We start from the raw sequence: 24,259 nt of genomic DNA on the forward strand, positions 1-24,259 counted from the left end.
TCACGGCGCGGGCGACTCCCGTGGTCCGGCGAGGGTGTACCGCGCACACAGGAACGCCTTGTTGCGATCGAACTCCTGCAGCTCGAGGTCGAACCGCCGCGGGAACAGCGGACGCCCGGCCCCGAGCGTGACCGGTGCGATCGACACGATGATGTCGTCGAGCATGTCCGCCTCGGCGAACTGAGCGGCGAGGTCCCCGCCGCCGACGATCCACACATCCTTGCCGCCCGCGGCGTCGAGCAGCCGGTCCCGGTGGTCGGCAGGGGAACCACTCACCACCGAGATCGATTCGGCGACAGGGCTGATGCCCCGATGCGTGAAGACGAACGACGGGATCTCGTACGGCCACGGGTTGCCGTCGGTGACCTCGTGGTCGAGCAGCCACTGGTAGGTGGTGTGACCCATCACCGCGACCCCGACATCCGCGAAGAAGTCTCCGTAGTTCATCGGCCCGTCCTCGTCGATGGGTTGGGAGAGCAGCCAGTCGAGGTTGTCGTGGTCGTCGGCGAGGAACCCGTCGAGGGTGGTCGCGGTGTAGTAGCGGAATGCCATCAGAATCCTCCGGAGTGCTTGCGGTGCCACATGATCGGGTCGGGGTCGAGGTGCGCGACATCCACACCGGCGTCGCGCAGCATCCAGCGCACGAGCTGCCGGCGATGCGCCGAGAAGGTCAGGACGTGGGCGACGATCTGCGACAGCAGGAACGACTCGGGCGGGTCGCACAGGGCGTCGACGATCCGGTCCTGCCACGCGTGCCGGCGGTCGATGTCGCGGACGAGCGCGAGCCAGCGGGGCGTGAGTTCCCGATGCAGCTCGACGAGGCCGGGCAGGTCGGTGGGCGGCTCGGGCGGCGTGTCGGCGCCCTCGATGGAGGCGAGCCAGGGCTGCCGGTCGGCGACGAGCAGCGACATCACCTGCGCGAGGGACTCTTCCGGACCGTGCCAGTCGAGATTGCGATGACCCGGGAGCCTGATCCGCGACCAGTCGTCCGTGGAGACCGCTTTCGCCGCGTCGAGCAGCGCGTCGATGTCGTCGAGTTCGTGACGGACCATGAGCATGACCACGTCGCCGGAGCTCTCCACGGTCGGGGTCCCGCTGTCGACGTAGAGGACGGTGGGCGAATGGAAATGGATGCCGTTGGGGGCGGGTAGCCAGTGGCTGTGCCCGCCCGAGGGGCGGACTCCCTCCGTCGCGGCCCGGCTCGGGCTGAATCCGAACGCGCGGGTGAAGGCGCGGGCGAACCCGTCCACGGACTCGTAACCGGAGTCGAAGGCCACCTCGGTCACCGGCCGTCCGCGCTGCAACATCCATGCGGCCCGCTCGAGCAGAACGCGCCGGCGCAACGCCACCGGTGACTCGCCGGCGCCACGGCTGACCTGGCGTGAGAAGTGGAAGGGCGACGAGTACGCGCCGGTCGCCATCTCGTCGAGCGTCGTGTGCTCGTCGGCCAGAACGGCGTCGAGGAGTTCACGCAGCCGATCGCGGTCACCCGGCGGGCGGTCATCGGAGTTGGTCACGAATCGAGTATGGAACGGCGACGGGTCATCGGACCCGGCCGAAATTGCTCCGATCGGATCCACGCGCGCCGACGACGCCCACGACACGGCACCGCCTACGACACGGCACCGCCTACGACACGGCACCGCCGGCGACGCGGGTCGCCGGCGGTGCCGTCGGTGCAGGGAGATGGGTCTGCCTACTTGATCTCCGAGCGCATCACCCGCACGACGCCGAGGCCGAGCGGGATCGCGACCCAGACCACCGCCGAGACGAGCAACCGGGCCCACTCGCCGCCGGACGCCCACTCGTTGGACTGGAAAGGCATCTGGGTGAGCGTGCAATCGACCCACTGGCCGAGGTTCTCCTTGAACCACGGGACCAGCTCGCTCAGGACCGACAGCGCGGTCGGCAGCGCGAAGTAGGCGACGATGGCGCCGGGGGTGTTCAGGATCAGCGCGGCGAACCCGAATCCGAGTAGGAGGCCGAATGCCTGGATCACGAACGAATTCACGAACCCCGCGGAACCGAGCTCCCACGCACCTGCCGGATCGCCGTAGGCGACAGCGGCGATGCCGTTGCCGATCACGCCGAGGATCAGGGCCAGGGCGACCGCGGCCACCGCCGCGATCATCGCCGTCGCGAGCTTCGCCCCGATGATCCGTTCCCGGCGCGGCTCGATCGTGAACGTGGTCAACGCGGTCCGCTGGCTCCATTCACCGGTCACCAGCAGGATCGCGAGGACGGGCAGGATGATCGCGGTCGGGATGTTCATGATCCCGAAGAACTCGCCGAGATCGAGGTTCTCGGGCGTGTTCCGGTTGGCGATGAGCATCGCGACCATGATCGTCGCGGAGATCAGCCCGATCGAGGCGGTGAGCCAGAAGCTCGCACGGGTGTCGACGAGCTTGCGCAGCTCCACCCGGACCAGGCGGGTGAACGGGATTGCGGGCGAGTCGAGGTCGATCCCGGCGGAGGGCGGCAGCGGCGCCCGGAAATCGGTGATGGTCATCGGGAGGCTCCTTGCAGGACGGGCGCTTCGCGCTGGGTGTCGGCGGTGAGCTGCAGGAACATCTCCTCCAGCTGGGCTCCGTCGGCCGGACGCAGTTCGGTGAGGACGACGCCGACCGCGGCCGCGGCCCGGCCGACCTCGACGGGGTCCGCCTCGACGTCGAGACCGCCGGATGCGTTGGGCGGGCCACGATCCCCGCTGCGGTCAACGCCCGCAGCAGAGTCTCGTCGTCGAGCGAACGAACCCGGCTCCCCGCGCCGGCCAGCAGTTCGGCCTTGGTGCCCTGGGCGACGATCCGGCCGCCTCCGATGACGACGATGTCGTCGGCGATGATCTCGATCTCGTGGAGCAGATGCGACGACAACAGCACTGTGCCGCCGCGATCGGCGTAGTCCCGCAACAGGGTTCGCATCCAGTGGATGCCCGCCGGGTCGAGGCCGTTGGCCGGCTCGTCGAGGATGAGGATCTTCGGGTCGCCCAGCAGCGCGGCCGCGATACCGAGACGCTGCCGCATGCCGAGGGAGTAGTTGCGGACTCGTCGCCCGGCTTCTTCCGGTGTGAGGCTGACCAGTTCGAGCATCTCGTCGACACGCTCGGTGCCGATGCCCATGGTCATGGCGGCCAGCCGCAGGATCTCGGCGCCGGTCCGGCCGGCGTGCTGCGCCGAGGCGTCGAGGAGCACGCCGACCTGGGTCGCCGGGTTGGGGATGGACCGGTAGTCGACGCCGTAGAGCTGCGCCGTGCCCGACGTGGCCGGGGTGAGCCCGGCGATGATCCGCATGGTCGTCGACTTGCCGGCGCCGTTCGGTCCGAGGAAGCCGGTGACCTGACCGGGCCGGCAGGTGAATGACACATCGTCCACCGCGACGTGGTCGCCGTATCTCTTCGTGAGGTTCTGCACTGTGATCATGGCGTCCATCGTCATCGGACCAGGTGGTCGGGCACATCCGTCGCGGGGCCGAAGGTTCATCGGCCGAAAGTCGTAGGGGACTCGTGGACAGAGGTCGGAGGTCGACTCAGGGGTGCCCGACTACGGTTACGGTGTGCAACCCGAGCAGTACCAACCCCGGCTGACGTGGGCCGGTCACGCGTGGCGGCTGGCGGTGATGCTGCTCGTCTCGGCGGCGGCGTTCGGCAGCCGAGCCGAATACCTGTGGAACGAGGTGCGGTGGTGGTTCTTCCTCGACCTCGCCCTGGGAACCCTCTCGTACACCGTGATCTGGTGGCGCCGCCGTCATCCGGTCGCCGTCACCGCCTTCACCAACCTCGTCGGCATGGTGTCGGCGACGTCGTTGGGCCCGGCGGCGCTGTCGCTGGTGTCGGTGTCGACGAGACGTCGCTGGCGCGAGATCATCCCGCTGACGGTCCTGTGTGTCGCCGCGAGCGTCGTCGCCATCGAGTTCTTCGGGACGCCCGCAGAGGCGGACGACCCCGTCCTGGTGCAGTTCGCGGTGACCGTCGCGGTGACCGCGGCGATGGTGTCCTGGGGCATGTACATCGGTTCGCGCCGTGAGCTTCTCGCGAGCTGGCGGGCCCGGGCCCTTGCGTCGGAGGCCGAGCAACAGGCGAAGGTCCAGCAGGCCCGGTCGATGGAGCGGGCCCGCATCGCCCGCGAGATGCACGACATCCTGGCCCACCGGATCTCGGCGATGAGCATGTCTGCCGGCGCACTGGCCTACCGCACCGACCTCACCGGCGAACAGGTGCGCGAGACCGCGAAGACGATCCAGGAGACCTCGCGGTTGGCGCTGAACGAGTTGCGCGAGGTGCTCGGCGTGCTCCGGGAAGGGCCGGGGGACGCCGAGCCGGAGGAGCCGCAATCGGGACTACCGGATCTGAACGCACTGGTGACGGAGGCGCGCGCGCTGGGCATGCGGGTGGACTTCACCTGCGAGATCGACATCGACGCGTTGCCGCCCGCCATCGCCCGCACCCTGTACCGGTGCGTGCAGGAGGCCCTCACCAACGCGCGCCGGCATGCGCCGCACACCCCGGTCACCGTGCATATCCGCGGCGGGGTCGACCACGGCGTCGATCTCCTCGTGGAGAACCCCCTCCCGGTGTCCGCACCGGCGACCGCGCCGAACCCGGGGTTCGGTCTCGTCGGCGTGGCTGAGCGGGTTGCGTTGTCCGGCGGACGTCAGTCGGTGACCGTCAGCGAGGACAAGCGATTCCTGCTGCACGTCTGGTTACCGTGGCAGTCATGATCGCGCGCATCATGATCGTCGACGACGACCCGCTGGTCCGTTCCGGCCTGCGGTTGCTGCTCGACGGCGACCCCGGACTCGAGATCGTCGCCGACGCCGCCAACGGGCAGGAGGCCCTCGACAACCACGGGCAGGCCCCGGTCGACCTGGTGCTCATGGACCTGCGGATGCCGGTGCTCGACGGCATCGCGGCCACCGGACGGTTCAAGTCCCTGGACAACCCTCCCGCGGTGATCGTGCTGACGACCTTCGACGCCGACGACTTCGTGGTGCGAGCCCTGGCGATGGGGGCCGACGGCTTCCTCCTCAAGGACACCCCGCCGGACGAGATCGTCGCCGCGATCCACAACGTGCTGGCCGGCCGGCCCGCGTTGAGCCCCTCGGTGACCGCCGCGTTGATCAAGCAGGTCGTCGACGGCGGCGGCGCCCGATCCGCCACGGCCGCAAGCCGGATCGAGACGCTGACCGCGCGCGAGAAGGACGTCGCCCTCGAGCTGGCGCGGGGCGCGACCAACGCCGAGATCGCCGAGCGCCTCTACATGAGCCTGGCGACGGTGAAGGCCCACATCTCCCACATCTTCACCAAGCTCGACGCCTCCAACCGCGTCCAGGTCGCGATCCTCATGCACGACGCCGGGGAGGTCTGAGAGAGCCCGCGGTCAGCGCCGCCGCGCCGCGCGCGTGAACGCCCACACCATCGTCACCATCGCGACCAGCTCGACGAGCGTCTGCGTGATCACCGTCGCCGCGGCGAGTTCGGCGCCGACCGGCAGCGCGAGGGCCAGGGGCAGGACCACGAGCGAGTTGCGGGTGACGCCGGAGAACACCACGGCGGTGCCCGACTCGGTGGGCAGCCGGAAACCGCGGGCGACGAGCAGCCCCACGGCGCCCATGACGACGATGAACGCGACGTAGACGCCGATCACCCCGGCGAGGTCGTCGAACCGCGAATCGATCCGGGGCACCTGCGAACCCACGGCGGTGAACAGCACGGCCATCATCAGCGGCACCATCGTCGTCGACGCCGCGGCGCTCGCGCGTCGTCCGGCGGCACTGCGGGCGGCCCAGAACTGTGTCAGCCACGCGACGGCCAGGGGGACGACTATGAGGACCAGGAACGCCCACAGGAACGGCTCCGGGTCGATCACCTCGCGGCCGTCACCGAGCAGAACCGTGAGATACACCGGGACCAGGAGCATCTGTACCAGCAACAGCAGCGGCGTCGCGGCCAGCAGGCGTTGGCCCCCGCCACCCGCCAGGCCGGTGAAGACGACCACGTAGTCGACGCACGGGCACAGCAGGACGAGTAGGGCGCCGAGCCGGATCGCGTCGTCGGCCGGCAGCAGGGGAGAGAGCGCGGCGACGACGAGCGGTCCCAGCACGAAGTTCACCAGCAGCACCGCGCCCAGGAATCCGCGGTCGCGCAGCGCCGCGGCCAGATCCGCGGCGCGGACCTGCAGGAAGGTCACGTAGAGCAACGCCGCGAGGAACGGGGTGACCGCCACGTCGAGGGACTCCGCGGCCGCCGGCGCCGCGAGACCGAGCACGAGGCCGGAACCGATGGCCAGCAGATACAGCGCGACCTGATGCCGTTCGAGTCGGTCGGTGACGGTCGCGGGGCCGGTCATCGGACCATTGTCACCTCACGCCGATCCCGTCGCCGCAGCAGGTTGCCGGGCGAGCGGTCACCCGCCGTCACGCCGTCCCGAACACGCGGTCGCCCACGTCCCCGAGGCCCGGCCGGATGAAACCGTTCTCGTCCAGCTCACGGTCGACGCTCGCGGTGTAGATCGGCACCTCCGGGTGGGCGTCGTGCAGGACCGCGATCCCCTCGGGGCACGCGACCAGGCACACGAACTTGATCGACTTGGGGCCGTACTCCTTGACGCGATCGACCGCGGCCACCGCCGAGAACCCCGTTGCGAGGAGTGGATCGACGATCACCACGTCGCGCTCGTCGAGATCCGACGGCATCTTGAAGTAGTACTCGACGACCACCATCGTCTTCGGGTCGCGGTAGAGGCCGATGTGTCCGACCCGGGCGCCGGGGACGACGTTGAGCATGCCGTCGGCGATGCCCGCGCCGGCGCGCAACACGGCCGCGAAGACGAGCTTCTTGCCGTCGATCTCGCCGGCGGCGGTGGTCTCCAGCGGCGTCTCGATGGTGACGTCGTGCATCGGGATGTCCCGCAGCACGTCGTAGGCCATCAGCGTGGAGATCTCGGTCAGCAGGCGGCGGAAGTCGTTGGTGGAGGTGTCCTTCCGGCGCATCAGGGTCAGCTTGTGCTGAACCAGCGGGTGGTCGATGACGACGACGGTGCTCGTTGCGGCGCTCATGGCTTCCTCTCTCGCGGCTTCTAGAAGACGGTGCCGGTTAGAAGACGGTGCCGGTGGAACGGATCGTCAACGGCGGCAGACCATTTCGTAGGCGGGTGGCGAGCTTGCGTCCGGCCGCCCAGGTCCCGCCCTCGAGGACGCAGGCCAGGGGCATCGACCGGGGGTCGGCGTGCAGGCGTGCGCGGACCAGGTCGGCGATCTCGTCGAGCAGCGCGACGGTGAGCGCCCGCCACTCGACGATCAGCGGATCCCCGACCTCCCACTCGACGTCGGCCCACGCGTCGTCGCGGAGTGTGAGAACCCCGGTGTCGAGGAGCAGCCCGCCGTTGCGGTACTCGGGCAGGCCGGTCAGTCCGTCGACGTCGGTGATCTGGACCCCGGCCCAGATGAACGGCTCGAGCAGCGAATAGGTGAGCCACTGCGACAGCTTGTGGAACGGCACCCAGCCCGCCGTGGCGCCGGTACCCGCGACCGCGTCGTGACGCCAGCAGTCGCCGAGGGGTTCGTCGCCGATCCGGTTGTCCGACGGCCAGATCGGTGCCAGATGGGTGAGGACGGCGGCCAGTATCTCGGGTGCCGCAAGGCTGGTCCGCCCGTCGCCGACGAGCAGGTCGAACAGTCCGCCGGGACGTCCGACTGGGCCGAAGACATCGGGGGCGTCGGCGAGGGTCTCACCCAACCGCCGGAGGAGTTCGGCCCGTCCCGCCGTCCCGGTCAGCGGATTGTCCTCGCCGACCTGGAAAGCCGCTTCCAACGCCTCCGGGGAGATCGACCGCAGCCCGTCGGCATCCACCCGCAGCGGGACCGCGGGGTCGGCGGAGAACAGACCGGCGCGAAAGGCGTTCCAGCTCGCCACCCCGAGTCCCTCGGACCGCGTCAGCGTGTGGCCGGTCGTGGGTTCGAGGTACCGCCAGTCGGGTCCGGCCCCGGCGTCGAGCAGGACGCTCACCACGACGACGTCGATCAGTGCCCGGCTGCGCTCGGCGGTGTCGGCGGGAAGCGCGGGAGCCAATGCTGTCAGACGGTCGACGCCACCGGCCTCGAAATGTCGCCATCGGCTGTGGAACGGGATGTCCCCGTTCGGGTATCGCTCCCGGGTCGTCTCGATGACCTCCTCGGCCGCCGACTTGAGCGCATCGTCGTGGATCGCGAACCACGCCGACCTCCCGGCGCGTGCTCGCTCGAGGAGTTGCCGGGATCGCTCGCGGACCGCGGCACCCGAACGCAGCGCCGCGGCGGCTGCGGCGGCGTCCTCACGGGTCGGGGTGCCGGTCACCGTGCTGCTCATTCGAGACCCCGGCCCTTGACCTTCCGCAACGCCTCGGCGTCGGGAACCGGGCCCGGCGTGAAGTAGCCGGCGGCGGTCTTGGCGTCGATCTCGACGCGGGCGTCGGCGGGGATCAGTTCGTCGGGGATGTTGACCCGCTCGCCGACCTCGATCCCGGAGCCGGTGATGGCGTCGTACTTCATGTTGCTCATCGACACCAGCCGGTGGATCTTGGTGATGCCGAGCCAGTGCAGGACGTCGGGCATGAGTTCCTGGAAGCGCATGTCCTGGACGCCGGCCACGCATTCGGTACGGGCGAAGTACTGGTCGGCGGTGTCGCCGCCCTCCTGGCGTTTGCGCGCGTTGTAGACGAGGAACTTGGTGACCTCGCCGAGTGCGCGTCCCTCCTTGCGCGAGTACGCGACCAGGCCCACCCCGCCGTGCTGCGTGCCGCGGATGCACTCCTCGATCGCGTGGGTGAGGTATGGCCTGCACGTGCAGATGTCGGAGCCGAACACGTCGGAGCCGTTGCACTCGTCGTGCACGCGCGCGGTCAGTTCGACGGCGGGGTCGGCGAGGTCGCGCGGATCGCCGAAGATGTAGACGGTCTGCCCGCCGATCGGAGGCAGGAACACCTCGAGGTCGGATCGCGTCACGAGTTCGGGGTACATGCCGCCGGTCTCCTCGAAGAGCGTCCGGCGTAGTTCGGCCTCCGAGCATCCGAATCGCTCGGCGACGCCGGGCAGGTGCCAGACGGGTTCGACGGCGGCCTTGGTGACCAGGGCGGCGCCGCTCGGCAGGAGAACCTTGCCGTCCGGGACGAGGCGTCCCCGCTCGATGGCCTCGGTGATCTCGGGAAGGATGACGTGCGCCTTGGTCACCGCGATGGTGGGCCGGATGTCGTGGCCCCGCGCGAGCAGGTCGGGCCAGTTCTCGGCGACGGTCGCGCCCCACGGGTCCAGCGACACGATCGCCGTCGGATCCGACCACCGCGGATACGGCCCGATCGGGTCGGTGGGGGAGGTGTTGGTGAGGTCGGCCCGGTGATCGCGGGCCAGCGCGCCGGCCGCGACGGCGAGAGCGCGGTACACGCTGTAGGAGCCGCTGTGCGTGCCGATCACGTTGCGGTGCGAGCGGTTTGCGGTGGTCCCGATCACCGGTCCGCGCTCGCGCGGGGTGGGCGCTCCCCACCGGATCGGCGGGGCGTCGAGCCCGCCGCTGTGCGAGGTCAGTCGGATGTGGCCCAAGGACTCGTGCACGCCGGACATCGCGCTCTCCTTCCGCCGGGCGGTGACCCGCCCCTCGAGGGAAAGCGCCAGCATAGTCACGATGCGGCGGTTCCGCCGGGCGAAGCGAGAAGCGCCGGACGACCTGCTGGCGGCGCGTCCGACGACGCCGTGGCGGCGACGCCCTCGAAGGGTGCCACCGCCGCGGCTGGGCGACCGGGACCGCCGCCACCGGGGTCCGTCGGCCGGGCGGGGTGTCGATCCGGCGGACTCAGCGGGGGTCGAGATCGAACCGGTCGAGGTTCATCACCTTGTCCCAGGCCGCGACGAAGTCCCGCACGAACTTCGTCGTCGCGTCGTCGGAGGCGTAGACCTCGGCCAACGCCCGCAGTTGCGAGTTCGAGGCGAACGCCAGGTCCACGCGGCTGCCGGTCCAGACCTGCTCGCCGGTTGCGCGGTCGGTGCCGACGAAGACGTCGGCGTCATCGGTCTTCGACCATGCGGTGGACATGTCGAGCAGGTTGACGAAGTAGTCGTTCGTCAACGTTCCCGGACGGTCGGTGAGCACGCCGAGCTCCGAATCCCCGAAGGTGGCGCCCAGGACCCGCATTCCGCCGACGAGCACCGTCATCTCCGGTGCCGACAGGGTGAGCAGGTTGGCCTTGTCGATGAGCTCGAACTCGGCGGGCTGGGCCAGGCCCTCGCCCACGTGATTGCGGAAGCCGTCGGCCCTGGACTCCAGGTAGGCGAACGACTCGACGTCGACGTCCTCCTGGGCCACGTCGGTGCGGCCCGGGGCGAACGGCACGGTGATGTCGACACCGGCGTCGCGTGCGGCCTTCTCCACGGCGGCGACGCCACCCAGCACGACGAGGTCGGCGAAGGAGATCGTCGCACCGGCCTCGCCGGTGAACGACGCGGCGATGCCCTCCAGGATCTCGACTGTCCCGGCCAGCTGTTCGGGTTCGTTCGCCGCCCAGCTCGCCTGCGGCTGCAGACGGAGGCGACCACCGTTCGCGCCACCGCGGAAATCACTGCCGCGGAAGGACGATGCGGCCGCCCACGCGGTCTTGACCAGCCGGGACACGGTCAGGCCCGATTCGAGCAGGAGGGTCTTCAGCCGCGCGATGTCGGCCTCGGTCACCAGCGGCCCCTCGTGCACGGGGACGTTGTCCTGCCACGAGTAGGTCGTCGTCGGGACGAGCGGCCCGCGGTAGCGGATCGCAGGGCCCATGTCGCGGTGCAGCAGCTTGAACCAGGCCTTGGCGAACTCCTCGGCGAGCTCCTCCGGGTGATCGAGCCAGCGGCGGGTGATCGCGCCGTACTCGGGGTCGTACCGCATCGCCAGATCGCTCGTGAGCATCGACGGGTGGGTCTTGCCGTCGCCGAAGGCCATCGGCACGGTGCCGTCACCGGTGCCGTCTTTCGGCCGCCACTGGTTGGCGCCGGCCGGGCTCTTGTACAGCTCCCACTCGTGGCCGTAGAGGGTTTCCAGGAAGGCGTTGTCCCACCTGGTCGGGGTCGGGTTCCAGATGACCTCCAGGCCGCTGGTGATGGTGTCGGGGCCGTTGCCCGCGCCGTGGGAGCTGCGCCATCCGAGGCCCGCGTCCTCGAGCGCGGCGGCCTCGGGTTCGGGGCCGACGAGACTCGCGTCGCCCGCGCCGTGGGTCTTTCCGAAGGTGTGTCCACCGACGATGAGGGCGGCGGTCTCGACATCGTTCATCGCCATCCGCGCGAACGTGTCGCGGATGTCGCGTGCCGAGCCCAGGATGTCCGGATTTCCCTCGGGCCCTTCGGGGTTGACGTAGATGAGCCCCATCTGAACGGCGGCCAGCGGGTTCTCCAGCTCCCGGTCGCCTCGGTAACGGTGATCGGCAAGCCACTCCGTCTCGGGACCCCAGTAGACCTCGTCGGGTTCCCACTCGTCGACGCGGCCGAAGGCGAAGCCTGCCGTCTGAAAGCCCATCGACTCGAGGGCGACGTTGCCCGCGAACACCAGGAGATCGGCCCACGAGATCGACTGTCCGTACTTCTTCTTGACCGGCCACAGCAGCCGGCGGGCCTTGTCGAGGTTGGCGTTGTCGGGCCAGCTGTTCAACGGCGCGAAGCGCTGCATCCCGGCTCCCGCGCCCCCGCGGCCGTCCTGCACCCGGTAGGTGCCCGCGGCGTGCCAGGACATGCGGACCATGAGGCCGCCGTAGTGGCCGAAGTCGGCCGGCCACCAGTCCTGGGAGTCGGTCATGAGGGCGGTCAGATCGGCTCGAAGGGCCTCGACATCGAGATCCTTCAGTGCCTCGTGGTAGTCGAAGCCGACGTCGAGGGGGTTCACGACGTCCGGATTGTGCTGCAACATCTTGAGATTCAGCTGATTCGGCCACCAGTCGCGGGTGCCGCCGCCCTCGGTCGGCCTCCTGGCGGTGCCGTGATCGACCGGGCAGCCGCCTGCGGCCGGCCGGGTGTTCGCCTCGGCGATCGGCGGGTGTTCTCGTGCCATGACTCTTCCTTTCGGGAAACGGTGAATGGCCTGTGGCCACGTGGGAGCACGCCCGGTCCGCACGAGCGGATCGGCCGAGGCGAAGCGGTGTCTGGTGTACGACGATGCGGTTGTGGGGAGGGTGTCGTGGTGTGTGGAAAGGGGATGTACAGAGATCAGCGTCTGCAGTCGGGGCAGAGTCCCCAATAGACGACCTCGGCCTCGTCGATGACAAAACCGTGGTCGTCGGATGCGTTCAGGCACGGGGCCGCGCCGACGGCGCAATCCACGTCACCGATCGCACCGCAGCTGCGGCAGACCACGTGATGGTGGTTGTCGCCGATCCGCGACTCGTACCGCGAGACATGTCCCGCCGGCTGGATTCGACGGATCAATCCGGCAGATGTCAACGCGGACAACACGTCATAGACGGTCTGCTGCGAGACGTCGGGTACCTCGTGCCGGGTCAGCCGGAGGACCGTGTCGGTGTCGGCATGAGGGTGTGCATGCACCGCACGCATGACCGCCACTCGCGGCCGGGTCACGCGCAGGCGTGCCGACCGCAGCTGTGCAGCGCAGGCGTCGTCGGTGAGCATGAGTCCGAGTATGCGCCGTTTTCTGGAACTGTTCAAGTTTAGCCGCGGATTGTGCTCCGGATCATGGAGCTCCCCGGACGTAGGATCGGTGCATGACCCGATCGCCGCAGGTGCGCTGATGTCGCGACTCGAGGAGATCGCCGACGAGCTCTACGGGCTGACCCCCGATCGGTTCGTCGCGCGACGCAACGAGCTCGCCAAGGAGGCCAGGTCCGAGGGCGATCGGAAACTGGCCAAGGCCGTCTCCGGGTTGCGGCGACCGACGCAGTCGGCATGGGCGGTCAACCAATGGGTGCGCGCCGATCCCGACGGCTGTGGGCTGATCGCCGAACTCGCCGCGGATCTGACTGCAGCCCAGCGCCGTTCGGACGTCGGAGCCATTCGCAGCCTGTCCACGCGGCGTAAGGTGGTGGTCGCGGCATCGGCCCGGGGGGTCGTCGACACCGCCGACGGTCTGGGAGTGACCCTGTCCGAGAACATGATCCGCGAGGTCGTGCAGACGCTCCGGGCGGCGATCGCCGACCGGGACACGTTGGACCTGCTGCGTCGTGGACGCCTGACGTCGTCGGTCGAATACAGCGGCTTCGGCCCGGCCGGCGTGTTCGTGGTGCCCGATCCGGCGTCCGACACCGATGACACGGAGGCGACGGATACCGCCCCGGATGACACCGGACCGGACGACACCCCACCGGACGATGATGCGGAGGCCGACGATGCGGAGGCCGACGAGGCCGCTGCGCGGCGTCGTGAACTCGAGGAGAGGCTCGCCCGGGCCGAGAGCGGCGAGCAGGAGGCCCGCGACGATCTGACCGAGGCATCGTCAGCGGTCGACGAGGCGTCCTCGGAGGTCGACGAACTCGCCCGGCGGGCGCGGGAGCTCCGCGAACAGCTGTCCAGGGTCGAGGACGAGTTGCGATTCGCCCGTCAGAGGCTGTCGGCCGCGGAGAGGGGGAGGTCTGAGGCCAAGGCCGCGTTGCGCGAGGCGATCGCCGAGGCCGGTGAGGTCCGCGCCGCACTCGCGGACCTCGACTGACCGCCCCCGCGCGACGCGAGAAGCCCTACAGCACCCGGAGCGACTCGTCGCGCTTGAGCGCGAAGAAGTACGGCGCCGGAGATCCCTTGAGGTCCATCGCGCCGATGACCGCGTCGTCGGAGATCCGACGGAACACGTCGTTGATGGGCAGCTGGTCGTAGATCATCGTCGCGGTGTCGGTTCCGCGGTACCGGGTGGTACGCAGGCGGGCCCGCGACTTCCGGGTCTGGCTGAGCAGGCGGGTCGTCGCGATCGGCGTCGCGAACGACATGTTCTTGGTCTGCGGCGCCTTCTCGGCCAGGGAGAGTCCGCCGAAGGCGATCCCGGGGTTCATCGCCCACAGAGCGCGGCCGTCGCGGGTCGGGAACAGCAGGGGATGGACGTTCTCGGCGTCGATGAACTGCTTGCCCCACCAGCCGCTGGCGGCGAGGAAGCCGTCGAGGGGGTGTCCGGTCGGAACCTCGGCGCCGCGCCACGTGCCGATCATGAAGTCCGGCTCGACCGCATCGGACGAGTCGAACAGGTCGAGTGCATCGGCGGTCGTCGTCGGGACGGCGGGAAGGATCGTGCTCGCGTTCATGCCTCCGATGGTACGGGCAAAGACACAGATCTCGAACTGCGTCCCATTCTGCGTCACACGGGCGAGTACATGATCCGGGTGATCTCGGAACGGTCCCTCTCCGAGGGGATGCCCCAGCCGGGTTCGTATCCGATGGCCTCGGTCAACGTCGTGAACGTTCCGTCGGCGCGGAGGACGTCGATGTCGTCGGTCGTGGCCAGTGCCGGGTGCGCGACGGCGAGCGCATCGGAGAGCTTGAGCAGGTCGCGTCGCAGGGCGGTGAGGTAGTTGGCGGTGCGCCCGCTCTTGGTGGCCGGGTCGACGCCCCGCATGAGCCACGTGCTCTGGGTGGCGACACCGGTGGGGCACTGCCCGGTGTGGCAGCGCTGAGCCTGGATGCATCCGATCGCGAGCATCGCCTCGCGTGCGACGTTGACCATGTCGGCGCCCAGCGCGAACGCCATGAGCGCCCGGTCGGGCAGTCCCGTCCGGCCCGACGCGATCCAGGTGATGTTCTCGGCGATCCCGCGTTCGTGGAAGATCTTCTGCACGAGGGGAAGCGCGGTGAACAGCGGATGGCTGACGTGGTCGGAGAACGCCAGCGGTGCCGCACCGGTGCCGCCGTCGCCGCCGTCGATCGTGATGAAGTCGACCCCGCGGGATCCGTCGGCCATCGCGTCGGCGAGGTCGTCCCAGAAGCGCAGGTGGCCGACGGCTGACTTGATGCCTACCGGTAGGCCGGTGGCGTCGGCGATCGTCTCGACGAAGTCGAGGAGCGAGTCCACGTCGCCGAACGCCGTGTGACGCGAAGGGCTCACGCAGTCCTTGCCCCGCTCGATGCCGCGGATTCGGGCGATCTCCTCGGTCACCTTGGCTGCGGGCAGGACGCCGCCGAGCCCGGGCTTGGCACCCTGACTGAGCTTGATCTCGATCGCGCGGACCGGCGAGTCGGCGATCGTCTCGAGAAGCGCCGGCATCGAGAACTCGCCGCCGGGTGTGCGGCAGCCGAAGTAGCCGGTGCCGATCTGATAGACCAGATCACCGCCCTGACGGTGATGGGACGAGAGGCCGCCCTCGCCGGTGTTGTGGAGTGCCCCGGCCAGGCGGGCGCCCTCGTTGAGCGACTCGATCGCCGGCGCGGACAGAGAGCCGTAGCTCATCGCGGAGATGTTGGCCACCGACGTGGGGCGGAACGCCTTGCGGCGGCCGCGAGGACCGCCGAGGATCTTGGCCGATGGCAGGAAGGCGTTCTCGGTGTGCGGACGCGCAGGCAGGTCGCTGAACGTGCGGGTCTTGATGATGGGGTAGCCGTCGGTGCCGTCGATCACGTTGTCGGTGCCGAACCCGAAGTAGTTGTTCTCGAGTTTCGCCGAGGCGTAGATCCAGCGGCGCTGGTCCCGATTGAACGGCCGCTCGGTGTTGTTGTCGGTGACGATGTACTGCCGCAGCTCGGGACCGACCGATTCCACCGCGTACCGCAGGTGCCCGACGACGGGGAAGGTGCGCAGGATGCTGTGTTCCTTCTGGAACAGGTCGTAGGTGGTCAGGCCTGCCAGTGCGAGGGCGGGGATGCTGAGCTTCTTCACGATCACTTCTGTTCGGTCGGGGTCCCGTCCGGTGGGCTCTGGGCGGGTGCGTCGGGCGCGGACGCGGCCGACCAAGCATAGGTGCGGGGATCGTGGTCACTCGTCTGAATCGGACGCGCCGCGACAACCCGTCGCAGATTCGTCAGCCGGCGGTCTCGGGCGCCGGGTCGCCGGACTTGTCACCGGAGTCGGACCCCTCCGTCAGCCACGCGACGGCGAATGCTCCGGCGATCGCCCCGGCGAAACCGACGTATGCGAGCCAGCCCAGACCGTCGATCGCATGGTCCCCGAGGAACAGCACGCCGACGATGGCCGGGATACCCACCTCCCCGACGACGAGCACCGCGGTGACGGCGTTGACCGGTCCGAGTTGGAGGGCGACCGTCTGCACGTAGAACGCGATCGCGCCGGTGAGCGCGATGGTCCATGCGGCGGGGTCCTCGAGCATCGTGACGAAGTCGACCGGGTGGACGCCGTCGAGCACGCGGACCGCGACCGCCAGCGCCCCGTACATCGCACCGGAGAGAGCGCCTGCGAAGATCGCCCCGCGTCGGCCCAGCGACCGGACGACCACGACCCCGATGACCGCCACCGCGGTCGAGATCCCGAACAGCGCCCAGTGGAAGGCCATGTCGTGCTTCGTCGCGGCCTCGTGGGAGGCCGAGGCGCCCAGCATGCACAGCGACACGATGACGGCCGCCATCGCGGCGATCTCTCGGCCGCTGAGTTTGTTGCCCAGCAGCGCGCTGCCGAGCAACGCCGTGACGATGAGGTTCCCGGCGACGATGGTCTGCGCCAGGAAGAGGGGGAGCAGTCGTGCCGCGATGGCGCCGCCGCCGAAGCCCAGGACGACCATCAGGGTTCCGATCAGGAACGTCGGGTCGCGGAAGGTGTCGACCGTCGACTTCAGGGAAGGTCCGCCTTCGGTGGTGATCGCCGCCGCGTCCGAGGGCGCGGCTGCATTCCGGGCGCCCATCGCGCGCAACACCGTCGACAAACCGTAGGCCACGGCTGCGAGGGTGGCCGCAATGATTCCGATCGTGAACACCGAATGAACGTAGCCAATCCGACGAGGCGATGCGTAGTCGCGCAGCAGGCATGGCAAGGATTGGCCCCCTCGACACGGAATAGCGCGTCGTCGCGCCGGGTTGCCGAGTGCATGACCTCCACCGAATACGACCCGCGCGAACTCCTCGCCCAGACCGGGATCGGCGTCCTGGCCACGATCCGGTCGTCGGGCCTGCCGCAACTGTCTCCGGTGACCCACCACTACGACCGCGCCACCGACTCGATCTACGTGTCGATGACCGACGGTCGGGCCAAGACCCGGAACCTGCGGCGCGACCCGCGTGCCGCCCTCGAGGTGACCGGCCCGGACGGCTACACCTGGGCGACCGCCGAGGGTGAGGTCTCCCTGATCGGGCCGGGCACCGATCCGTACGGTCCCGAGGTGGAGGCGCTCGTCGACTACTACCGCAAAGCCGCCGGTGAACACCCCGACTGGGACGAGTACCGCAGCGTGATGGTCTCCGATCGGCGCGTCCTCATGGTCATGAGGGTGACCCACGTCTACGGCGAGAAACTGCGCTGATCCGCTGCGAATTCGCCAATGAGGACCGTCGTCGTCCGCATAGGGGTACACAGTGATCGGCATGACCGTTGAATTCCAGGTGACCTTCGACTGTGCGGATCCGGCCACGCTCGCCGCGTTCTGGGCCGAGGTGCTCGGCTACCGGCTTCAGGAACCACCGCCGGGATTCGACTCCTGGGACGCCGCGCTCGAGGCGTTCGGCATCCCCGAGGAGCGTCGCAACGACGCATCGGCGGTGATCGACCCGGACGGACACGGGCCGCGCATCTTCTTCCAGCGCGTTCCCGAGGGCAAGACAGTGAAGAACCGCGTGCACCTCGATGTCCGGGCAGCTCCGGGGCTCTCCGGCGACGAGCGCATGGAGGCGTTGGAGACCGAGGCCGCCCGGCTCGTCGGGCTCGGTGCCACCCGCGTCGCGCGTCACGATCCGCAGCCGCCGCTGCAGGCCGGACACATCGTCCTCCAAGACCCCGAGGGCAACGAATTCTGCCTCGACTGACGGGATTTCGTAGCAGAAAGCGGTGCCATGCCCCGCCAACTGCTACGAAATCGGGAGACGTCCGGCGACGTGCAGAGCTCCGTCCGGATCCGGCTGTTCGAAGACCACCGTCGCGTGCGGGCCGTCGAGTGCCAGGGTCGCGATCGTGTTGCCGAACAACGGGCCCAGGGCACTGTGCCAGGTGACCGGCAAGTCGGGTGACCCGCACCAGCGCGCACAGCGGCGGGTGAGCGCGGCGATTCTCGACGACCATCCGAGCCGGAATACCGTCCTCATGTACGGCGGGATCGCGTTGTGAACGGGCGAGCACACCAGTTGACACACCGCCGCGGCGACGGGTTCGGAGAAGCCCGCCCGCGCGGCGTAGCTGTGGTGGACATCCCCGGACAACACCGTCACCGACGACGGTCCGCGGGGGCCGGGATCGGCGACGCCACGGATCATCCGGCTCAACCGCGTGAACGAGTCGAAGAACGCCGGCCAGTGCTCGAGGTCGGCGCCTTGCCGGATGCGTTCGGCGAGCCGGCCGACCCAGCCGTCTCGGCGCGCGCCGATCTCGTCGAGCGTCTCGGCATCGCTGAGCACAGGCGGCAACAGCCACGGCAACGATGATCCGAGGACGAGGTGATCGAGGTCTTCCACCTCGTCGGAGGCCTGCTGCTCGACCCAGTCGAACTCGATGTCGCTCAACATCTTCCGGACTCCACCGGACAGGATGCGTCCGTTGCGCGAGTCGATCATCACCAACCGGGACGCGCCGAGATCCCACCGGAAGCTGAAGCGCACACCCTTGACGCCATCGGTCTCGGCGTCGGCGCGATCGGCCACACCCACCAGGTGTGACCAGCGGTCGCCGTCGGGCTCGAGGACCCGGCGGAAGTCCTCGGAGGCGGCGAGTTCGGCGGGGGAGAGGTTTCCCAGGTGTTGGTAGACGATGTAGGACGCGAGGCCGGCGCGGATGCGCCGTCGCCACCACGGCACGGTGTCCATCTCGCGTCGCCACACATCTGAGGTGTTCCAGTCGTCGCGGATGTCGTGGTCGTCGAAGATCATCGCGGTCGGGACGGTGGACATGATCCATCGGATCTCCGGGTCGCCCCACGTGTGGCGGTACAGACCTTCGTATTCCTCGAAGCCGACCACCTCGTCCGACGGTTCGGCGCGCGACGAGCGACTCGACGCCAGCTTCTCCTTCACCTGCGGGGTCAGCTCGTCGGCGTAGACCTGATCGCCGAGCAGGATCAACGTGTCCGGCCAGTCGGACACCGGCAGGTTCCGCATCCGCACGGCATAGCGGTCGAGCGCGTCGAGCCCGAGTTCCTCGTCGACCTCTGGGTCCTCGGCCTTCGGGTAGCGGCACGAGCCGAACACCAACCGGTGCCGGTGTGCGCCCGCCGGGCCCCGGGTGCGGATGACGCTTGGCGGGAAGTCCGAGTCGGCGAGCGGCCATTCGACGACGCCATCGACGCGTACCCGGTATTCCGTGGTCGAATCGGGTGCGAGTCCCGACACCTCGACGAGCGCGTAGTGATGGCCCAGAACCTCGAAAGTGTCGGTCCGGCAGCCACATATCTCGACCGTCGCGCGAGTGTCGGTTTAAACCCAGAGCAGCGCCGACGTCTCGTCGACGTGCCGCAGGATGGGGCCGAGCACCAGGGCCATACGCTCAGCGTAGGCCGATCGGTTGGGCATGGTGGGCCGTTAGTCTGGACCGTGACGCAGACGGGAGCAGCCATGACCGACACCATCGACGCCGACGCGAGGGTCGCCGCGATCCTGGGTGAGCTGTCCGCACTCGAGGACCCGAGGATCCGCGCGGTCAACGAGCGACACGGCGACGATCACGGTGTGAACCTGACCAAACTCCGTGCGGTGGCCAAACCGCTGAGGACCGACCAGGACCTGGCCCTCGCATTGTGGGCCACCGGAGACACCGCGGCTCGGCTGGTGGCGCTGCTCGTCTGCCGGCCGAAGGCGTTCGACGCGGCTGCGCTCGACGCGATGATCCGCGAGGCCGGGCGCCCGAAGGTGCATGACTGGCTCGTCAACTACGTGATCAAGAAGAATCCGCACGCCGAGGAACTACGGGTTACGTGGATGGACGATCCCGACCCCGATGTGCGCAGCGCAGGATGGGCACTCACGACCGAGCGGGTGACCAAGAACCCCGACGGCCTCGACCTGGCCGCTCTGCTCGACACCGTCGAGTCGGAGATGAAGGACGCGCCCGGACGCCTGCAGTGGGCGATGAACGCCTGCCTGGCCACGATCGGAATCGAGCACCCCGACCTGCGGGACCGTGCCGTCGGCATCGGGGAGCGGTTGAGGGTCCTCGAGGACTACCCGACGTCACCCGGGTGCATCTCGCCGTACGCGCCGGTCTGGATCCGGGAGATGGTCGCCCGCAAGGGGTGAACGGCGGCGATGATCGAGCACGACGGCCGGTATGCCGTCCTCCACCCCACGATCGCAGAAGCGGCCCGACGCGCCGGCGCCGACCGCGTGGGGCTGATCGACGTCGGCCGTCCCGCCGGACTGAACCTCGGTGTCGACCGGGTCGCGATCGCCTATGGCGACACGCTGGTCGGCGAGGCCGCCTCACCGGTGCAGGTGGAGTGCTCAGTGGTCGGCGACGAGCCGATACCCCGGACGCCGTTCCCGGCGGTCGAGCACAGGACGGTGGTGCACCGTGCGCCTCTCGACCCGGCCGACCCGGACGATCGCGCGCAGATCCTACGATCGGCGGGAGGCGGGTCTGCGCGGTTGGCCGCCGAAATCGAGCTCGCGGCAGGGCTTTCCGTACATCGGGTGGCCGGCGATCCGGTGGTTGGCGTGTCGACTGCGGTGGCCGCCGTCCCCGACGACGTTCTGCCGGTCGTTCTCACCACGTGGTCGCTGTCGCGGTTCGCCCGACCTCGTCGCCTGCGGTTCGTGGACGCACTCGTCGCGGCCTCGACCACGCGCACCGTCGCCTGGGTGTCCGTCGAGGGTGTCGGCGTGGCGCCGACGGTCCCCACGCTCGGTGATCGTCCCGCATCCGGTCACAGCATCATGGCCGTCGCGCTCGGCGGACCCGCCCGCCGGGATCTCACCGGTGAAGCGGTCGGCAGGTGCTGGTCGCGGGGACGGTTCGTCTCGTGGTTCCCAAGTCCCCGCCGCTGAGCAGTCCTCGCAGACTCACTCTGGGTACGACAGACTCACTCGAAGTACGACCGGTACTTGCTCCACGGAACCTGACCGGTCGGGCTGGCCTTGATCGCAGCCGCGACGGGCTGGGGGATCGGAGCCCAATACGCGGGCATGGCGGCCGCGAGCGACGGCTTGACGATGTACAGCAGGGCGAAATTGACCAACCACAACGGCGGTGCCATCGACATACCGACGGTGGAGGTGACGTCGCCCTTGGTGTTGGTCACCAGTTGCGCGGCTCCCGACATCTGCTGGGAGACGAAGCCGAACGGGATCTCGATGGTGTAGGCGGACCGGTAGAGCGCAAGCAGGGTGTGGGTTGCGCCGTTGGCGCGCAACCAGTTTCCGACATACCCGCCCGGCGCGATCAGTGCGTTGACCTGGCGTGTCGGCGCACTGGCATTGGCCGGGCTCTGCAGCATGCCCTGCTTGTTCACGTAGAGCCCGTAGCTGCCCACCACGGAATCGCCGAACATCGGTCGGCCCTTGGTGTTGGTGAGGATGATCAGGCACGCGTCGATGATCTTCGCCGCGTCACGGCTTCCGCCGATGCCACCGCCGCTGAGGAGCTGACGGTACTGCTTCTCCGACAGGGCGTCCTTGGGGGACAGGCCCATTCCGGCGGCGATCCGATCGGCGGCCTTCTGGCCGAGCGGCTGATTGAGCTGCGCGCGATCGGTCAGCTTCGGCGGGGCCAGATACTCGAATCCCGGCGCACCCGAGAAGGGGAGGGCGAATCCGGTGTTCGGCCCCGGCGCCGCTGCGGCCACCGGTGCGGTGGCTGCGCCGAGGACGACGGCGACGATCACCGCCAGGGCGGCCGCCCAGCGCCGGCGCTGCGCAGGTCGGAGTGGACGGAGGGTCGAGTCCTCGGTACGCATGCACAGACCTGCCAATCGGGCCGACGAACGGATTCGCTCAGTGAAACCCGTGGTCAGCGCGGTGTCAAGACCTCGTGCGCTCCTCGGCATGACGAAACCCGCCGGTCCGCGGGTGAGCTCGCGGGCCGGCGGGTGGTCGTTGTGGTCGCGTCGTCAGATCAGGCCGAGTGCGAGCATGGCGTCGGCGACCTTGATGAAGCCGGCGATGTTGGCGCCGGTCACGTAGTTGCCCGCGGCGCCGTACTCGTCGGCGGTGTGCAGGCACAGGTCGTGGATGGAGCTCATGATCTCCGAGAGACGCTCCTCGGTGTACCCGAACGTCCACGAGTCGCGAGATGCGTTCTGCTGCATCTCGAGAGCGCTGGTGGCGACACCTCCCGCATTGGCCGCCTTGCCCGGCGCGAAGCGGACGCCCGCGTCGTGGAAGATGCGAACGGCCTCGGGCGTGCAGGGCATGTTGGCGCCCTCGGCGACGATGCGCACGCCGTTCTTCACCAGCTGGGCGGCGTCGGCCCCGTTGAGCTCGTTCTGCGTGGCACACGGGATGGCGATGTCGGTGGGCACGTTCCACAGCGAGCCGTCGGTGACGAATCGTGCCGACGAGCGGCCCTCGGCATAGTCGCCGATCCGTCCGCGCTTGACGTTCTTGATCTCCTTGAGGAGCTCGAGGTCGATACCGGCCTCGTCGACGACGTAACCGCTCGAGTCCGAGCACGCGATCACGCGACCACCGAGCTGCTGGATCTTCTCGATCGCGTAGATCGCCACGTTGCCGGACCCCGACACGACGACGGTCTTGCCGTCGAGCTTGTCGTCGACCGCGGCGAGCATGTCGCGCACGAAGAAGACGACGCCGTATCCGGTGGCCTCGGTGCGGACCTGCGAGCCGCCCCAGGCGAGCCCCTTGCCGGTCAGGACGCCGGACTCGTAGCGGTTGGTGATCCGCTTGTACTGGCCGAACAAGTAGCCGATCTCGCGGCCGCCGACGCCGATGTCGCCGGCCGGGACGTCGGTGTGCTCACCGATGTGCCGGTAGAGCTCGGTCATGAAGGACTGGCAGAACCGCATGATCTCGCCGTCCGAGCGACCCTTGGGGTCGAAGTCGGCACCGCCCTTGCCGCCGCCGATGGGCAGGCCGGTGAGGGAGTTCTTGAAGATCTGCTCGAATCCCAGGAACTTGATGACGCCGAGGTAGACGCTGGGGTGGAAGCGCAGGCCACCCTTGTACGGGCCCAGCGCCGAGTTGAACTCGACGCGGAAGCCGCGGTTGACCTGCACCTGGCCCTGGTCGTCCATCCACGGGACGCGGAAGATGATCTGACGCTCGGGCTCGGTCAGGCGCCGGATGATGCCCGCATCGGCGTAGTGGGGGTGCTTGGCGAGGACGGGTCCGAGACTGTCGAACACCTCTCGGACGGCCTGATGGAACTCGGCCTCTCCCGGGTTGCGTGCGACCACCTGGTCGAACAGGTCGCTGATCTTCTCGTCGAGCACGGCCACGGTGGCCACCACTTCCTTCTCTGATAAAGCCAAGGGACGGCTGCGTATACCCCGAAATCGGGTTCGCTGCCACCGGTAGCCTATCGAGCGACAGGAAATGGCCTGCACACAGGTCTGCGCGTGGCCCGGCACGCGCACGCTCTCGCCGCCTCCGCCGGCTGTTCACCGGGCCCGGGCAACCCGGTGAACAGCGAGGTCAGCGCACGGTCGTCCACTCGCGCCGCGAGGTCGGACGAGGGTGTGCGTCGACGGTCACGACGTCGCGAACAGAGGCGCCACTCTCAATTCGAGCATGGGGTGACGTGTGGCGATGTCCCGCTGGGCGGTCCGGTCGACCTCCGTCTCCAGCGTGAGAATCCAGGGAACCTGCTCGGAGAGTTCGGCAGCCGGTGATTCGGTCTCGAACGGGTCGGGTTGGAGTTCCGAGAGGATGTCGAGCGACAGGCTCTCCAGCTTCGCCGCCGTGAGGCGGCCGGTGGGGTCGGCGAAGGCGAAGCCCAGCTCGCGGCCCACGGGGACGCCGTAGGTGTCGACGTCGTTCTCCCGGTGCCACTGGTGGCGCAACAGGGTCGAATCGCAGTCGTCGACCGAAATCGAGCACCGGACGGTGCTCGGGAACTTTGCGACCGCGATCTCCGACGCGCGATCGGTGAATCTTTGAATGCGTTTGCGGGAACCGCAGACGCGAATACGACATTCCATGACAACCGTTTGCACGGCCACCACCGTTCCTTTCGCAGAACCGGTCTGACGGACCGGTTACCCGGACTCTATCCGAAAAAGAGAAAAAAGCCAGTCAGTGGTCG

General features: G+C 68.9%; 22 protein-coding genes and 2 pseudogenes. 7 read left to right on the forward strand and 17 right to left on the reverse strand.

Annotation, left to right across the window (positions count from 1 at the left end; translation table 11 throughout):
• The 4 genes and pseudogenes from E1P53_RS02795 to E1P53_RS02810 form a co-directional block, all read right to left on the reverse strand.
• A complete protein-coding gene (locus tag E1P53_RS02795) occupies positions 1–552 on the reverse strand; it encodes a dihydrofolate reductase family protein (RefSeq protein WP_131733404.1) in 552 nt (183 codons plus the stop codon).
• Entirely contained in the window at positions 552–1,517 is a 966-nt protein-coding gene (locus E1P53_RS02800) for a helix-turn-helix transcriptional regulator (protein WP_131733405.1), read from the reverse strand. The genes E1P53_RS02795 and E1P53_RS02800 overlap by 1 nt, the downstream gene beginning before the upstream one ends.
• A 179-nt stretch (positions 1,518–1,696) precedes the next feature.
• Complete coding sequence (locus E1P53_RS02805) at positions 1,697–2,509, reverse strand: ABC transporter permease subunit (RefSeq protein WP_131733406.1); 813 nt, start codon at positions 2,507–2,509, stop codon at positions 1,697–1,699.
• Positions 2,506–3,419: pseudogene (locus tag E1P53_RS02810) on the reverse strand (ABC transporter ATP-binding protein). The gene E1P53_RS02805 and the pseudogene E1P53_RS02810 overlap by 4 nt, the downstream one beginning before the upstream one ends.
• Before the next feature lie 133 nt (positions 3,420–3,552).
• Between E1P53_RS02810 and E1P53_RS02815 the strand changes: the two are divergent.
• Together E1P53_RS02815 and E1P53_RS02820 are read left to right on the forward strand one after the other, a co-directional pair.
• Positions 3,553–4,716, forward strand: a complete 1,164-nt coding sequence (locus E1P53_RS02815) for a sensor histidine kinase (protein WP_131733407.1) — start codon at positions 3,553–3,555, stop codon at positions 4,714–4,716.
• A complete protein-coding gene (locus tag E1P53_RS02820; protein WP_131733408.1) occupies positions 4,713–5,363 on the forward strand; it encodes a response regulator in 651 nt (216 codons plus the stop codon). The genes E1P53_RS02815 and E1P53_RS02820 overlap by 4 nt, the downstream gene beginning before the upstream one ends.
• Positions 5,364–5,375: 12 nt before the next feature.
• Here the strand turns inward: E1P53_RS02820 and E1P53_RS02825 are convergent, their stop codons facing one another.
• The 6 genes from E1P53_RS02825 to E1P53_RS02850 form a co-directional block, all read right to left on the reverse strand.
• On the reverse strand, positions 5,376–6,344 hold the full coding sequence (locus E1P53_RS02825; protein ID WP_131733409.1) for an arsenic resistance protein: 969 nt from the start codon (positions 6,342–6,344) through the stop codon (positions 5,376–5,378).
• Positions 6,345–6,411: 67 nt separating this feature from the next.
• Positions 6,412–7,053 (reverse strand): uracil phosphoribosyltransferase, encoded by a 642-nt coding sequence (upp, locus tag E1P53_RS02830; RefSeq protein ID WP_006900587.1) that lies wholly within the window; start codon positions 7,051–7,053, stop codon positions 6,412–6,414.
• Between the two features lie 37 nt (positions 7,054–7,090).
• Entirely contained in the window at positions 7,091–8,341 is a 1,251-nt protein-coding gene (locus tag E1P53_RS02835; RefSeq protein ID WP_131733410.1) for a URC4/urg3 family protein, read from the reverse strand.
• On the reverse strand, positions 8,338–9,588 hold the full coding sequence (locus tag E1P53_RS02840) for a GTP cyclohydrolase II (protein ID WP_131733411.1): 1,251 nt from the start codon (positions 9,586–9,588) through the stop codon (positions 8,338–8,340). Before E1P53_RS02840 ends, E1P53_RS02835 begins: the two co-directional genes overlap by 4 nt.
• A gap of 229 nt (positions 9,589–9,817) precedes the next feature.
• A complete protein-coding gene (gene katG, locus E1P53_RS02845; protein ID WP_131733412.1) occupies positions 9,818–12,040 on the reverse strand; it encodes a catalase/peroxidase HPI in 2,223 nt (740 codons plus the stop codon).
• A gap of 155 nt (positions 12,041–12,195) precedes the next feature.
• Positions 12,196–12,615 carry a Fur family transcriptional regulator gene (locus E1P53_RS02850; protein WP_131733413.1) on the reverse strand — a complete coding sequence of 140 codons (420 nt, stop codon included), beginning with the start codon at positions 12,613–12,615 and terminating at the stop codon, positions 12,196–12,198.
• A gap of 118 nt (positions 12,616–12,733) precedes the next feature.
• Between E1P53_RS02850 and E1P53_RS02855 the strand changes: the two genes are divergently transcribed.
• Positions 12,734–13,648, forward strand: a complete 915-nt coding sequence (locus E1P53_RS02855) for a hypothetical protein (RefSeq protein ID WP_131733810.1) — start codon at positions 12,734–12,736, stop codon at positions 13,646–13,648.
• A 25-nt stretch (positions 13,649–13,673) separates the two neighbouring features.
• Here the strand turns inward: E1P53_RS02855 and E1P53_RS02860 are convergent, their stop codons facing one another.
• The 3 genes from E1P53_RS02860 to E1P53_RS02870 all read right to left on the reverse strand — a co-directional run bounded on the left by E1P53_RS02860 (position 13,674) and on the right by E1P53_RS02870 (position 16,841).
• Positions 13,674–14,228, reverse strand: a complete 555-nt coding sequence (locus E1P53_RS02860; protein WP_131733414.1) for a DUF4334 domain-containing protein — start codon at positions 14,226–14,228, stop codon at positions 13,674–13,676.
• A gap of 53 nt (positions 14,229–14,281) precedes the next feature.
• Complete coding sequence (locus tag E1P53_RS02865) at positions 14,282–15,793, reverse strand: FMN-binding glutamate synthase family protein (RefSeq protein WP_109239497.1); 1,512 nt, start codon at positions 15,791–15,793, stop codon at positions 14,282–14,284.
• Between the two features lie 142 nt (positions 15,794–15,935).
• A complete protein-coding gene (locus E1P53_RS02870; RefSeq protein WP_006900595.1) occupies positions 15,936–16,841 on the reverse strand; it encodes a DMT family transporter in 906 nt (301 codons plus the stop codon).
• 111 nt (positions 16,842–16,952) lie between these two features.
• Between E1P53_RS02870 and E1P53_RS02875 the strand changes: the two genes are divergently transcribed.
• A complete protein-coding gene (locus E1P53_RS02875) occupies positions 16,953–17,384 on the forward strand; it encodes a PPOX class F420-dependent oxidoreductase (protein WP_131733415.1) in 432 nt (143 codons plus the stop codon).
• A gap of 61 nt (positions 17,385–17,445) precedes the next feature.
• Positions 17,446–17,883, forward strand: a complete 438-nt coding sequence (locus E1P53_RS02880; protein WP_040526803.1) for a VOC family protein — start codon at positions 17,446–17,448, stop codon at positions 17,881–17,883.
• Between the two features lie 42 nt (positions 17,884–17,925).
• Here the strand turns inward: E1P53_RS02880 and E1P53_RS02885 are convergent.
• Positions 17,926–19,545: pseudogene (locus E1P53_RS02885) on the reverse strand (alkaline phosphatase D family protein).
• Between the two features lie 72 nt (positions 19,546–19,617).
• Between E1P53_RS02885 and E1P53_RS02890 the strand changes: the two are divergent.
• A complete protein-coding gene (locus E1P53_RS02890; RefSeq protein WP_131733416.1) occupies positions 19,618–20,298 on the forward strand; it encodes a DNA alkylation repair protein in 681 nt (226 codons plus the stop codon).
• A 9-nt stretch (positions 20,299–20,307) separates the two neighbouring features.
• Positions 20,308–21,045: a DUF2332 family protein gene (locus tag E1P53_RS02895; RefSeq protein WP_131733417.1), complete on the forward strand. Its 738-nt coding sequence runs from the start codon at positions 20,308–20,310 to the stop codon at positions 21,043–21,045.
• Between the two features lie 35 nt (positions 21,046–21,080).
• Here the strand turns inward: E1P53_RS02895 and E1P53_RS02900 are convergent, their stop codons facing one another.
• From E1P53_RS02900 to E1P53_RS02910, 3 genes are all read right to left on the reverse strand, one after another.
• Positions 21,081–21,953 carry a hypothetical protein gene (locus E1P53_RS02900; protein WP_131733418.1) on the reverse strand — a complete coding sequence of 291 codons (873 nt, stop codon included), beginning with the start codon at positions 21,951–21,953 and terminating at the stop codon, positions 21,081–21,083.
• A 153-nt stretch (positions 21,954–22,106) separates the two neighbouring features.
• Complete coding sequence (gene gdhA / locus E1P53_RS02905) at positions 22,107–23,465, reverse strand: NADP-specific glutamate dehydrogenase (protein WP_109239481.1); 1,359 nt, start codon at positions 23,463–23,465, stop codon at positions 22,107–22,109.
• 240 nt (positions 23,466–23,705) lie between these two features.
• Positions 23,706–24,176 carry a hypothetical protein gene (locus tag E1P53_RS02910; RefSeq protein WP_230823627.1) on the reverse strand — a complete coding sequence of 157 codons (471 nt, stop codon included), beginning with the start codon at positions 24,174–24,176 and terminating at the stop codon, positions 23,706–23,708.
• Between the last annotated feature and the right edge of the window lie 83 nt (positions 24,177–24,259).

Origin of the sequence: Gordonia paraffinivorans (assembly GCF_900683595.1) — a bacterium.
GTDB lineage: Bacteria > Actinomycetota > Actinomycetes > Mycobacteriales > Mycobacteriaceae > Gordonia > Gordonia paraffinivorans.